The sequence below is a fragment of the Vallitalea maricola genome (genome assembly GCF_036985595.1).
Lineage (GTDB): Bacteria > Bacillota > Clostridia > Lachnospirales > Vallitaleaceae > Vallitalea > Vallitalea maricola.
Map to the genome: position 1 here is coordinate 1 of NZ_BTPU01000110.1, position 12,538 is coordinate 12,538.

Genomic DNA, 12,538 nt, shown 5'->3' on the forward strand with positions numbered 1-12,538 from the left:
AAGTAAAGGTCTTATTTTTATTATTTTTTATCTCTTTTTCTCTATAGAACATTTATCCAGTAATAGCGTATAATACATACTAAATAATAATATATATTATTCTATATAAGTTCAGTTAAATAATTGCTATAGACCCAGAGATTATTTAGTTCTATTTAACTTATAAGATCAACGAAAATCTATTGAACTTATTGAAATGGGTGTATAGATGTTCAAGTTCAACATATATATAAATTACTATGCTTAATAGATTAAAGTTTAGAGTGCAATAATTCTTGCATTTTGTAAGAAAAAAAACTATAATATATAGATATATTAGATTCATCAATAATTCAGTTTAAAAACTAGAAATACTAAATAAAATGTAAATAGAAGCGGTGATGAAATGCCTGATAAAATTTATATGGATTTATTAGAAGTAATAAGAAAATACCACCCATCCGAAGATTTTTCCATGATTCAAAAAGCATATCAACTTGCTAAGACAGCTCATGAAAGACAGCTTAGAAAATCAGGGGAACCTTATATAATACATCCTTTGGCTGTTGCTCATTTGCTAGCTGAACTAGAGCTTGATAAAGAATCGATAATGGCTGGTATACTTCATGATGTTGTAGAAGATACAGAATATACAATAGAATATATTACACATGAATTCAGTAAGGAAGTTGCTCTATTGGTTGATGGAGTAACTAAACTGGAAAAAATCCCTTATTCTACAGATAAAGAAGAAATACAAGCGGAAAATTATAGAAAAATGTTTTTGGCTATGTCAAAGGATATACGTGTAATTCTTATAAAATTGGCAGATAGACTTCATAATATGCGTACTCTAAGATATAAGTCAGAAGAAAAGCAGAAGAAGATTGCTAAGGAAACATTAGATATTTATGCTCCTTTAGCTCATAGATTAGGTATTTCAAAATTTAAAATTGAATTAGAAGACCTATCATTCAGATACCTTAATCCCGAAGCTTATTATGACTTAGTTGAAAAGATAGCTAGAAAAAGAGATGATAGGATTAGCTTCGTAGATAAAATTGTTGTAGATATAAAAGGTGAAATAGATAGGATTGGAATAAAAGCAGAAGTAGACGGTCGACCAAAACACTTCTTTAGTATTTATAAAAAAATGGTTGGACAGAATAAGACCATTGATCAAATATATGATCTTTTTGCAGTAAGAGCTGTTGTAGAATCAGTTAAAGATTGTTATGGAGTCTTAGGTGTAATCCATGAAATGTATAAACCAATACCAGGAAGGTTCAAAGACTATATTGCTATGCCCAAACCAAACATGTATCAATCGTTACATACAACGGTTATTGGTCCAGAAGGAGAACCTTTCGAAATGCAGATCAGAACATATGAAATGCATAGAACTGCTGAATATGGTATTGCTGCTCACTGGAAATATAAAGAAGGTAAGACAACGGAATCAATGGAGCAGAGCGAAGAACAAAAATTAAATTGGTTAAGACAGATTTTGGAATGGCAGAGAGACATGTCTGATAATAAAGAATTCCTGGATGTTCTCAAATCTGATTTAGATGTTTTTGCCGATCAGGTATATGCATTTACACCTTCAGGTGATGTAATAGATCTACCGGCTGGTTCAACTCCTATTGACTTTGCTTATCATATCCATAGTGCTGTAGGAAATAAAATGGTTGGTGCTAGAGTCAATGGCAAAATAGTTACATTTGATTATAAGATTAAAAATGGAGATAGAATTGAAATAATTACTTCACAGAATTCTCATGGCCCAAGTAGAGATTGGTTAAACATCATAAAAAGCTCACAAGCTAAAAGTAAAATCAATCAGTGGTTCAGGAAAGAATTCAAGGAAGACAATATTGTCAGAGGTAAAGAATTAATAGAGAAATATTCAAAAGCCAAGGGGATACCCCTTAGTGATATAATCAAACCTGAATTTACACAAGCCGTTAAAAGAAAATATGGCTTCAAGGACTGGGAAGCTGTATGTGCTGCTATAGGTCATGGAGGCTTGAAGGAAGGACAGATAGTCAATAGGCTTTATGAAGAATATAAAAAGAAAATCAAGGTAACTAATAAAAATAGTGAAGTAGTTGAAGAAGTATTTGATATAAACCCTTCAACAGCAAAACAATCCAAAAGTGGTATTGTTGTAAAAGGTGTAGAAGATTTGGCTGTTAGATTTAGTAAATGCTGTAATCCAGTGCCTGGGGACGAAATAATAGGATTTATTACTAGAGGCAGGGGTGTATCAATACATCGAACGGATTGTAGTAACATCATTAATCTATCAGAATTGGAAAGACATAGATTGATTGAAGCTGAATGGCAAAGTCTGGATGAGAAAGAATCTAGTCGCCTATATCAGGTTGAAATTCAGATAATAAGTTCTAATAGAGTAGGTTTATTATATGATATATCAAAAGTATTAACTGAAGAAAGGATACCTGTAAAATCATTAAATGCTCGTTCTAATAAGGGTGATAAGTCTATTTTTAATGTAACTATGGATATCAATGGTGTTAATCAATTGAATAAACTTACTAAAAAGTTAAGAAACATTGAAGGTGTTGAAGAAATAATAAGAACCAATAGCTAGAAAGGATAAGTAGTATTATGAGAGTTGTTATACAGAGAGTTAAACATGCATCTGTAAAAGTTGAAGGCGAATTGATAGGTGAAATAGGTAAAGGGATATTAGTGCTAGTAGGATTTTTAGATAATGATGATATGAAAGTATATGATTATATGCTTGATAAAATAATTAACTTAAGAATATTTGAAGATGAAGATGATAAAATGAATCTATCAGTCAAAGATATTGAAGGTGAGATAATTATTGTTCCTAACTTTACTTTGTATGGTGATTGTAGAAAAGGACGTAGACCTAGTTATTCAGTAGCTGCTAAGCCGGATAAAGCTAGAATGATTTTTGATGAATTCATTAAGAGAGCTAATGAAAAATATGATGGCATAAAGCAAGGTATGTTCCAAGCTGATATGAAGGTAGAGCTATTAAATGATGGACCTGTAACTTTACTTTTAGATAGTGAGAAAGTGTTTTAGCATAGTGTTAATCAAATTGATAGTAGGAGAATGTTATTACTCTTAGCTATCTTTTTGTAAGAGGAGGATTTATAATGAAAGTTAAAACAATGATGTTAGGGATTTTGCAGACAAATGTTTACATTGTTTATGATGAAGAAAGTAAAGATGCAGTAGTTATTGACCCAGCTGGGGATGAAGATAGAATCATTAGGTTTATTGAAGAGAAGAATCTAAGATTAATGGGAATTCTTGTTACACATGGACACTTCGATCATATCGGAGTAGTAGATGCTATCAGGGATAATTATGGAGTACCTGTATTTACTAGCAGAGAAGAAGGGGAGCTTATGGCTGACCCTAATAAAAATTTATCCTTGAATCTTATGAGAAAAGTTGTTGCAGTAGAAAATGATGAAGTTGTTGGAGATAAAGATATTCTTGAATTTGGTGAATTAGTGTTTGATTGTATTGTTGTTCCAGGTCATTCACCAGAAAGTGTATGTTACTATAATAGGGAGAATGATATATTGTTTTGTGGGGATACATTGTTTGCGGGTTCTATAGGTAGGACTGATTTTTATGATGGACCCCAAGATACATTAATTAATAGTATAAAGGATAAACTTATGATTTTACCAGAAGAGACAAAAGTTTATCCAGGCCATGGTTTTCAAACAACTATTGGTTATGAGAAAAAGACGAATATATATATGTGTTAAGATTAATTATTTTAATTATATTGATAAGTTTAATTAAATAATGCTATAGAGCCAGTAATTATTTAACTATATTCAACTTATAAAATCAATGAAAATATATTGAACTTATTGAAATGGGTGTATAGCTGTTTAAGTCCAATATATATAGGAGTAAGATTTAATGTATTTATTGCTAAAAGGTCATGATTATGAATATGAAATCAAAATGCTGCTTAATTTATTTTATCAGGGAGAAAAATATGATATTGTAGAAGATATACCCCCTGAAGGTGTTACAATTGAAACAGTAGTTTGCGAGAATTATTTTAAAGCTGTTTATTATGAAAATGGTGAAATTATAGAAACTTCTTCTCTTGACAAGGAGTATATTAAAGATTTACCAAGTGAATCTCGAGAAAGAAGAAAACAATCAAAAAGGTTACTGAAGACATTACTTTACGATGTAGCTTCAAAAGTAACTGGTATGAAGCAGCCTTGGGGCATATTGACAGGTATAAGACCTACTAAGATAGTGTTTGATTTAATAGATAGATATGGTGATGGTGAAGATAAAATTAGAGAATGTCTTGAAAATCATTATAAGATATCTCCACCTAAAATTGATTTAATGATGGAAATTGTAAGAAGTGAGATGGGGATATTAAGTACTAATAAAGATGATGAAATTAATATATATTTAGGGATACCATTTTGTCCGACTAGATGTTTGTATTGTTCTTTTACGTCGTATCCAATAGATAAATGGATGTCTCGTGTTATGGATTATCTGCAAGCTTTGGAAAAGGAAATGGAGTATGTTTCAAAAGAATTGTTGGATAATAAGAAGGTTAAAACGATATATATAGGTGGTGGTACACCTACATCTCTAAATGCTGAACAGTTAGAAATATTTATGATAATGATAGATAAGCATTTTGATGTTGGATCTTTGGAGGAATTTACTGTAGAAGCAGGTAGACCGGATACTATTAATGGTGCTAAGTTAGAAGTATTAAAGAAATATGGCGTTACAAGAATTTCTATTAATCCTCAGACAATGAATGATAAGACATTAGAAATTATTGGTAGACGGCATACTGTTGAGGATATATATAGTGCGTTTTCTATGGCTAGGAGAGCAGGTTTTGATAATATTAATATGGATTTGATAATAGGGCTTCCTGGGGAGAATTTTTTGGATGTGAAAAAGACCATGGAACAGATTAAAAAGTTAAATCCTGAGAGTGTTACTGTTCATACTATGGCGGTGAAACGGGCTTCTAGGTTAAGAGAAAGTATTAGTGAGTATGATTTGATTAGTGATAAGACAATCAGGGAAATGATTGATATGGTTTATCATGAATGTAAGTTGGTAGGGTTGAACCCATATTATATGTATAGGCAGAAGAATATGGTTGGTAATTATGAAAATGTGGGGTATTGTTCTACAGGGATGGAATGTATATACAATGTTGAAATTATAGAAGAGGCGCAATCTATAATTGCTCTTGGTGCGGGTTCTGTTTCTAAGGTTGTATTCAGGGATGAGAATAGGATTGAGAGAATTGAAAATGTTAAGAATGTGGAGCAGTATATTGAGCGTATTGATGAGATGATTGATAGGAAGAGGAAGTTTTTTGCTTAAAAATTGTTATTATAAGTAGAAGAAGTGTGTTAGGGTTGAGAGGTATGCAGTGCAAATAGGCCGTAGATGAATAGATATCTATTCATCTACTCAGAATAAAATTCTTTTCTGATTTACTTGCAAAATATAAAGAAAATATAAAGAATAGTAATTAAATATTTACAAACAAAATAAAATATGTTATAATCTGATAAAATATTTAAAAATCTGTGATTGGAAAGAGTACTTTTCTGAATTTATTGCAGCGAGCCGTCGGTAGGTGTGAGGTACGGTATAGATGATGAATAGGAATGGCTCCATGAGATGCTAGATGAAAGGTTGTTGACTGAGTAGTTGATGCCGGGAACTCCCGTTATTGAGTTAGGATATCGATGTAATTCTGTATCTGAAAATATAGCATAGATTTGAGTGGTATAACGGTCTTTCGTCTCAACATGACGGTAGTACCGTTTTTTTATTTTTATAAGTTTATTATAAGAATAGACTTATAAATTACTGAATCTATAGTTGGGTGGCATTAGCGAAAAACCATTTCGTCCCAATAGGGGGCGAAGTGGTTTTTTGTCGTATTTAGAATTAAATGGAGGTAATGTGATGGATAAAATTAAACTAGTACCTTATGTGGAAACAATTTCGGGTGATACAGAGACACCTATAACTCTGTTTAAGAAATATGTAAAAGGTCAGGTAGGTTTTCTCCTCGAGAGTAAAGAACAGCCCAAGGGTAGATATTCATTTTTGTGTATTAATCCTTTTATAGTAATTAAAGCTTTTGAACATCAGGTATTCATTTGTGAAAATGGAGTTGAGAGGAAGGAAGAAGGTAGGGTTCTTGATATTGTTAAAACATATCTAGAGAGATACGAATTGAGTAATACGACTAGTATTCCTTTTGTAGGAGGAGCTGTGGGTACTGTAGGGTATGACATTATAAGACAATATGAATATCTGCCAAATGAAAATATCCACAAGATGAATTTACCAGATTTACATATGATGTTTGTTAAAGAATTGATTGCCTATGATCATTTTCTTAACAAAATAAATATCGTTGTTTTGGAAAAAGAAGATGAAATATCTAGTCTAAGAGCTAATAAGAGGATTAATGTTATAAAAAATAATCTACAGAAAAACATCAAATGCAATGAGAGATGCAACAATGGGGGGAAGGTTTCATTTCATAGTCATAGTACGCAGGAAGAATTTGAGAATGCAGTGAAAAGGGCTAAGGAATATATTTACGAGGGAGACATTTTTCAAGTGGTTCTTTCTAGAAGATGGAGTGGAAAAAGTGAGGTACCTCCCTTTGAACTTTATAGGAAACTTAGACAGGTCAATCCATCTCCGTATATGTTTTGTTTTAATTTTGGTGATTACAATGTTATAGGCAGTTCTCCAGAAATGCTGGTTGAATTGAGAAAGGGGAAAATACTTAATTGTCCAATAGCAGGGACGAGAAAAAGAGGCATGAATGATGAGGAAGATAAAGAATTGGCTGATGATTTACTTAATGATGAAAAAGAAAAGGCAGAACATGTTATGCTGGTAGACCTTGGTAGGAATGATATGGGGAAAGTCTCGAAGATATCTTCTGTTGAAATAAAATCTTTTATGAAAGTGCAGAAATATTCTCATGTTATGCATCTAGTATCGTTGGTTGGTGGTATAAAAAGGGATGATAAAGATATGTTTGATGTATTAATGAGTTTCCTTCCAGCTGGTACTTTATCTGGAGCTCCTAAAATTAGAGCAATGGAGATTATTGATGAGTTGGAGAAAGAAAAGAGAGGTATATACGGTGGGGCTATCGGATATTTTGGATTTGATGGTGATATGGATATGTGTATTGCTATAAGAACTATGGTGGTCAAGGATGATACATTATATTTACAGGCAGGGGCAGGTATTGTTGCTGATTCTGACCCTGTTAAGGAATATGAAGAGACCGAGAATAAGGTAAAAGGTTTGATAGCAGCTATTAATAGCTGATAATGATTATAAAAGGAGGGCTTAAAAATGATAATAATTATTGATAACTATGATTCTTTTACTTATAACCTATATCAATATATTGGTGAGTTTGAAAATGATATTAGAGTGTATAGAAATGATAAAATCACAGCAGAAGAAATATTGAAACTTAATCCTGAGAAGGTTATTATTTCGCCTGGTCCAGGAACACCTGATGATGCTGGTAACTGTCTTAATATTATAAAAAGTATTGCTGGTAAGATACCCATACTAGGTATCTGTTTGGGACATCAATGTATTGTTAAGGCTTTCGGAGGTAATATAACTCATGCTAAAACTTTATTTCATGGGAAAAGTAGTTTGATTAAACATAATAACAGGTATATTTTTAGAGGTATAAAAAATCCTTTAAAGGTTGCTAGATACCATTCATTAGCAATTGAGAAAGGAAGTTTGCCTTTATGTTTAGAAAACATAGCTTCAACAAGTGATGGAGAAATAATGGCTGTTAAACATAAGGAGTTAGATGTTGTTGGATTACAGTTTCATCCTGAATCTATAATGACAGATGATGGAAAAAAGCTAATTAAAAACTTTATAGGAAAGGAGTGCTGTATATGATAAGAGATGCTGTTAATAAAATAAAATCAGGTTTTGATTTGTCACAGTCAGAGATGATGGATTGTGTTGAAAAGATAATGACAGGAAAAGTTAGTGATACTTTAATAGCGAGTTTCTTGACTGCAATGACTATAAAAGGTGAAACAATAGAGGAGATTACTGGAGGTGCAAAAGTTTTAAGAAAAAAAGCTGTACCAGTAAATCTTAATAATCTATATACAGTGGATACATGTGGTACTGGTGGAGATGGTTTTTCAACCTATAATATCTCAACAGCAACATCAATAGTAATAGCAGCAGTAGGAATTCCAGTAGTTAAGCATGGAAATCGTTCTGTATCAAGTAATTGTGGGAGTGCGGATGTTTTAGAAGCATTGGGTATTAATATTGACCTTACTCCAGAACAATCAGAATTAATGGTAAGGGATATTGGTATATGCTTTCTATTTGCTCCTAAGTATCATCAAACCATGAAATATGTTGCACCAGTTAGGAAGGAGCTAGGATTTAGAACAATATTTAATATATTAGGTCCTTTGGCTAATCCTGCAAAAGCAAAGGCACAGATAGTTGGTGTCTATGATGAAAATATGATGGATAAGATTGCTCATGTACTAAGTAATCTAGGAGTTGAAAGAGCCTTGGTTGTTCATGGAAAAGATGGTTTAGATGAATTGACTATAACATGTGATAGTAAAGTGACAGAACTTAATAATAAGAGTATAAGAACCTATGAAATCGATCCATGTATGTATGGGATAGAAAAAGCCAAGATGCAGGATATTACTGGAGGTACAGCTCAGGAGAATGGGGAAATAATAAGGAAACTGTTGGATGGAGAAAAAGGGGCTAAGAGGGATATATTAATGCTTAATGCTGGAGCTACCATCTATGTTGCAGGAAAAGCAGATTCCTTTGAGAAAGGTATAAATATTGCAGAGGAAATTATAGATTCAGGAAAAGCAAGATTGAAATTAGAAGAATTTGTTAGGTATTCAAATAGTTTTAGATGAGGTGATGAAATGGGAGATAGAGTATACCTAGAAGACATTATAAAAATGAAGAAAAAGAGGATTATAAAAAAAGAATATGACCTTCATACATTAATACAAAAGATTAGTAAAGTAAAGACCAGACCATCATTTTATCATGCTATTAAAAAAGAAGGTCTATCAATTATTGGTGAAATAAAAAAAGCTTCTCCATCAAAAGGCTTGATAAAAGAAGATTTCAGCCCTATAGCTTTATCCGACATTTACAATGATTCAGTTGATGCAATTTCTGTACTTACTGAAGAAGATTATTTTTTAGGCAGAGACAGTTATCTTAGGGAGGTAAGTGAAAATGTAGATATACCAACTCTTTGTAAAGATTTCATTATTGATAAGAATCAAATATATAATGCTAAATTACTAGGGGCAAGCTGTGTATTACTTATTACAGCTATATTAGATAAAGAAAAACTTAATGAATTCATAACTATCGTTCATGGACTATCTATGGATGCCTTAGTGGAAGTTCATTCAAAAGAAGAAATAGAAAAAGCATTAGGTGCAGGAGCTAAGATTATAGGTATAAACAATAGAGACCTGAAGACGTTTAAAACTGATATAAGAACTACTTTAAAGTTAAGGAGTTATATTCCTGATAATTGTTTGGTTATTAGTGAGAGTGGTATTGACAGATTAGATTATATGAAAGATTTGAAGAAAGCTGATGTAGATGGAATATTAGTTGGTGAAACTTTTATGAGATGTGATGACATAAGTAAAATGGCTAAGGAGATGCGACTTGTATATGATACCTGATATAAAGATTTGTGGAATAAAGAACATACAAGAAATAAAGATAATCAACAAATACCCTGTAAACTATATAGGTTTTATATTTGCAGACAGTAAAAGACAAGTTAAAGAAGATGAAGTAATAGAACTTAGGAAACACATTAGAAAAGATATTAAGGTTGTTGGGGTATTCGTCAATGAAAATGTTGAATATGTTAATAAATTAGTACATTCATGCAGGTTGGATATAGTGCAGCTTCATGGAAATGAAAGTAACGACTATTGTAAAAAAATACGTTGTAAAGTATGGAAGAGCATTGCTGTAAGTGATGAGAGTAGTCTAAAAATCATTGATGCTTATAAAAATGTTGATGGGATTTTATTGGATACTTATCATAAAGGAAAAAGTGGTGGTACAGGTAAAGTTTTCAGTTGGGATTTGGTCAAGAATATTTCTAAGAGCAATCAGATAGTATTGGCAGGAGGTTTAACACCAGATAATGTAGTTAGAGCAATTAAAACAGTAAAACCTCAGATTATTGATGTGAATTCAGGTGTAGAAACTAACTTGAACAAAGATGAGAATAAGATAAGAGAGTTATTTGTTGAGTTATATAAGCTTAATTAAATAATTGCAATATAGCAACTATTATAAGAGTACAGGAGGACAAAAGAATGAAAAGAAAATTTGGCGATTTCGGAGGACAATATGTTCCAGAGACATTGATGTATCCTCTAAAAGAACTGGAAGAGGCTTATGAGAAATATAAAATAGATGAAGAATTCATTAATGAGTACAACTATTATCTTAAGGAATACGTGGGAAGACAGTCACCTTTGTATTATGCAGAGACATTAACTAATTATCTTGGAGGTGCTAAGGTCTATCTAAAAAGAGAAGACCTTAATCATACGGGAGCCCATAAAATCAACAATGTCATTGGTCAACTACTATTAGCAAAAAGGATGGGTAAAACTAAGGTCATAGCAGAGACAGGAGCAGGACAGCATGGTGTCGCAACGGCAACAGGAGCAGCATTATTCGGTATGGAATGTACAGTTTTCATGGGGGAAGAGGATATAAGAAGACAAAAACTCAATGTTTTCAAGATGGAGCTTTTGGGAGCAAAAGTACAGCCAGTAGTATCTGGTACAGGTACATTGAAAGACGCTACCAATGAAGCAATAAGACAATGGGTCAGATTAGTTGAAGATACTTTCTATGTAATAGGTTCAGTAGTAGGACCACATCCATATCCAACAATGGTTAGGGATTTTCAGAGAATAATTGGTGATGAAGCTAGACAGCAAATACTAGAAAAAGAAAATAAATTACCAGACACAGTAATAGCGTGTATTGGTGGTGGAAGCAATGCGGCAGGTATATTTTATCCTTTTATAGAAGATAAGGAAGTATCACTTATAGGAGTTGAAGCAGGAGGAGAAGGTATTGGTACCGGAAAACATGCTGCGGTGCTATCCGATGGCGCAGATGGAAAAGTTGGAGTTCTCCATGGTATGAAAACATATCTATTGACTGATGATGATGGAAATATAAAACCAGCTTTTTCTATATCAGCAGGATTAGATTACCCTGGAACTGGACCAGAACATTCATTTTTACATAATACTGGTAGAGCCAAATACGAAGCAGTAACTGACCAAGAAGCTGTACAAGCATTCAAGTTATTATCCGAAACAGAAGGTATAATACCAGCTTTAGAAAGTTCACATGCAGTTGCATATGCGCTGAAAATCGTACCGGAGATGACAAAAGATGAAGTAGTCATTGTTAATATATCTGGTAGAGGCGATAAAGATGTACAGACAATATTAAATGTCATATAAATGATTTTAAAGTATGAGAAAACTTAAGGACTTTACACTAACTAATATAATAATAGATAATGGAGTTGATAATATATGAACAGGATAACCAAAAAATTTCAAGAATTACAATGTAAGAATAAAAAAGCTTTTATAGGGTATCTAACAGCAGGTGACCCTAACATTGAAAAAACAGAAGAATTTGTCTATGCTTTAGAAAAAGGAGGAACAGATATTATTGAATTAGGAATTCCTTTTTCTGATCCTTTAGCAGATGGACCTGTAATACAAGATGCAGGACTCCGGGCATTGACTGCAGGTGTGACAGTTGACAAAATAATGGACTTAGTCAGGGATATAAGAAAAAACACGGAAATTCCTCTACTGTTTTTAGTTTATTACAATACTATTCTAATATATGGAAAAGAAAAGTTCATTAGAACTTGTGAAAAAATAGGTATTGATGGATTAATAATACCTGATTTACCTCTTGAAGAAAGAGATGAGTTAGAAGAAATAATGGATTATGAAAAAATTTGTTTGATACCTCTAGTTGCACCAACATCAAAAGACAGAATCAGAAAGATAATTGATGGATGTAACGGCTTTGTATATTGCGTATCATCTTTAGGAGTAACAGGCGGAAAATCTGATTTTTATTCAGATATTCAATCATATCTACAAGATGTCAAAGAAAATTCAAGTCTCCCAATAGCTGTAGGGTTCGGTATTTCTTGCAGGGATGATATAAAAAGATTAGAAGATCATGTTGATGGTGTTATAGTAGGTTCTGCTATAGTAAGAGAAATTAAGCGTTCAAAAGGGGATGTAATAGTTTTGAAAGAATATATTGAGAGTTTGACTAAATAATCAATATAAGTATAATAATATATCATAAGATAATAGGTCAAATTAAGGAAAATATTCACGGCAATCGCATGAAAATC

11 protein-coding genes are annotated in these 12,538 nt (G+C 32.3%); all 11 read left to right on the plus strand.

The annotated features are described in order from the left end of the window. Nucleotides 1–385 precede the first annotated feature (385 nt). The 11 genes from AACQ14_RS23005 to trpA all read left to right on the plus strand — a co-directional run bounded on the left by AACQ14_RS23005 (nt 386) and on the right by trpA (nt 12,461). A complete protein-coding gene (locus tag AACQ14_RS23005) occupies nt 386–2,596 on the plus strand; it encodes a RelA/SpoT family protein (RefSeq protein WP_339365893.1) in 2,211 nt (736 codons plus the stop codon). 17 nt (nt 2,597–2,613) lie between these two features. Further along, nucleotides 2,614–3,063 carry a D-aminoacyl-tRNA deacylase gene (gene dtd / locus AACQ14_RS23010; protein ID WP_339365894.1) on the plus strand — a complete coding sequence of 150 codons (450 nt, stop codon included), beginning with the start codon at nt 2,614–2,616 and terminating at the stop codon, nt 3,061–3,063. A gap of 74 nt (nt 3,064–3,137) precedes the next feature. Next, nucleotides 3,138–3,764 carry an MBL fold metallo-hydrolase gene (locus AACQ14_RS23015; protein ID WP_339365895.1) on the plus strand — a complete coding sequence of 209 codons (627 nt, stop codon included), beginning with the start codon at nt 3,138–3,140 and terminating at the stop codon, nt 3,762–3,764. Between the two features lie 160 nt (nt 3,765–3,924). After that, nucleotides 3,925–5,388: a coproporphyrinogen dehydrogenase HemZ gene (hemZ, locus tag AACQ14_RS23020; RefSeq protein WP_339365896.1), complete on the plus strand. Its 1,464-nt coding sequence runs from the start codon at nt 3,925–3,927 to the stop codon at nt 5,386–5,388. A 594-nt stretch (nt 5,389–5,982) separates the two neighbouring features. Then, nucleotides 5,983–7,377 (plus strand): anthranilate synthase component I, encoded by a 1,395-nt coding sequence (gene trpE / locus AACQ14_RS23025; protein WP_339365897.1) that lies wholly within the window; start codon nt 5,983–5,985, stop codon nt 7,375–7,377. 27 nt (nt 7,378–7,404) lie between these two features. Beyond that, nucleotides 7,405–7,980 (plus strand): anthranilate synthase component II, encoded by a 576-nt coding sequence (locus AACQ14_RS23030; protein ID WP_339365898.1) that lies wholly within the window; start codon nt 7,405–7,407, stop codon nt 7,978–7,980. Then, nucleotides 7,977–8,993, plus strand: a complete 1,017-nt coding sequence (gene trpD, locus AACQ14_RS23035) for an anthranilate phosphoribosyltransferase (protein ID WP_339365899.1) — start codon at nt 7,977–7,979, stop codon at nt 8,991–8,993. Before AACQ14_RS23030 ends, trpD begins: the two co-directional genes overlap by 4 nt. A 9-nt stretch (nt 8,994–9,002) precedes the next feature. Then, nucleotides 9,003–9,788, plus strand: a complete 786-nt coding sequence (trpC, locus tag AACQ14_RS23040; RefSeq protein ID WP_339365900.1) for an indole-3-glycerol phosphate synthase TrpC — start codon at nt 9,003–9,005, stop codon at nt 9,786–9,788. Continuing rightward, a complete protein-coding gene (locus AACQ14_RS23045; protein ID WP_339365901.1) occupies nt 9,778–10,392 on the plus strand; it encodes a phosphoribosylanthranilate isomerase in 615 nt (204 codons plus the stop codon). Before trpC ends, AACQ14_RS23045 begins: the two co-directional genes overlap by 11 nt. A 47-nt stretch (nt 10,393–10,439) precedes the next feature. Then, nucleotides 10,440–11,612, plus strand: a complete 1,173-nt coding sequence (gene trpB / locus AACQ14_RS23050) for a tryptophan synthase subunit beta (RefSeq protein ID WP_339365902.1) — start codon at nt 10,440–10,442, stop codon at nt 11,610–11,612. A gap of 75 nt (nt 11,613–11,687) precedes the next feature. After that, nucleotides 11,688–12,461 (plus strand): tryptophan synthase subunit alpha, encoded by a 774-nt coding sequence (trpA, locus tag AACQ14_RS23055; protein ID WP_339365903.1) that lies wholly within the window; start codon nt 11,688–11,690, stop codon nt 12,459–12,461. Nucleotides 12,462–12,538: the final 77 nt, after the last annotated feature.

Coding starts and splice junctions, on each gene's coding strand:
- trpB (WP_339365902.1), top strand. CDS start 10,440: ATGAAAAGAAAATTTGGCGATTTCGGAGGACAATATGTTCCAGAGACA.
- AACQ14_RS23015 (WP_339365895.1), top strand. CDS start 3,138: ATGAAAGTTAAAACAATGATGTTAGGGATTTTGCAGACAAATGTTTAC.
- trpC (WP_339365900.1), top strand. CDS start 9,003: ATGGGAGATAGAGTATACCTAGAAGACATTATAAAAATGAAGAAAAAG.
- AACQ14_RS23030 (WP_339365898.1), top strand. CDS start 7,405: ATGATAATAATTATTGATAACTATGATTCTTTTACTTATAACCTATAT.
- trpD (WP_339365899.1), top strand. CDS start 7,977: ATGATAAGAGATGCTGTTAATAAAATAAAATCAGGTTTTGATTTGTCA.
- AACQ14_RS23045 (WP_339365901.1), top strand. CDS start 9,778: ATGATACCTGATATAAAGATTTGTGGAATAAAGAACATACAAGAAATA.
- dtd (WP_339365894.1), top strand. CDS start 2,614: ATGAGAGTTGTTATACAGAGAGTTAAACATGCATCTGTAAAAGTTGAA.
- trpA (WP_339365903.1), top strand. CDS start 11,688: ATGAACAGGATAACCAAAAAATTTCAAGAATTACAATGTAAGAATAAA.
- AACQ14_RS23005 (WP_339365893.1), top strand. CDS start 386: ATGCCTGATAAAATTTATATGGATTTATTAGAAGTAATAAGAAAATAC.
- hemZ (WP_339365896.1), top strand. CDS start 3,925: ATGTATTTATTGCTAAAAGGTCATGATTATGAATATGAAATCAAAATG.
- trpE (WP_339365897.1), top strand. CDS start 5,983: ATGGATAAAATTAAACTAGTACCTTATGTGGAAACAATTTCGGGTGAT.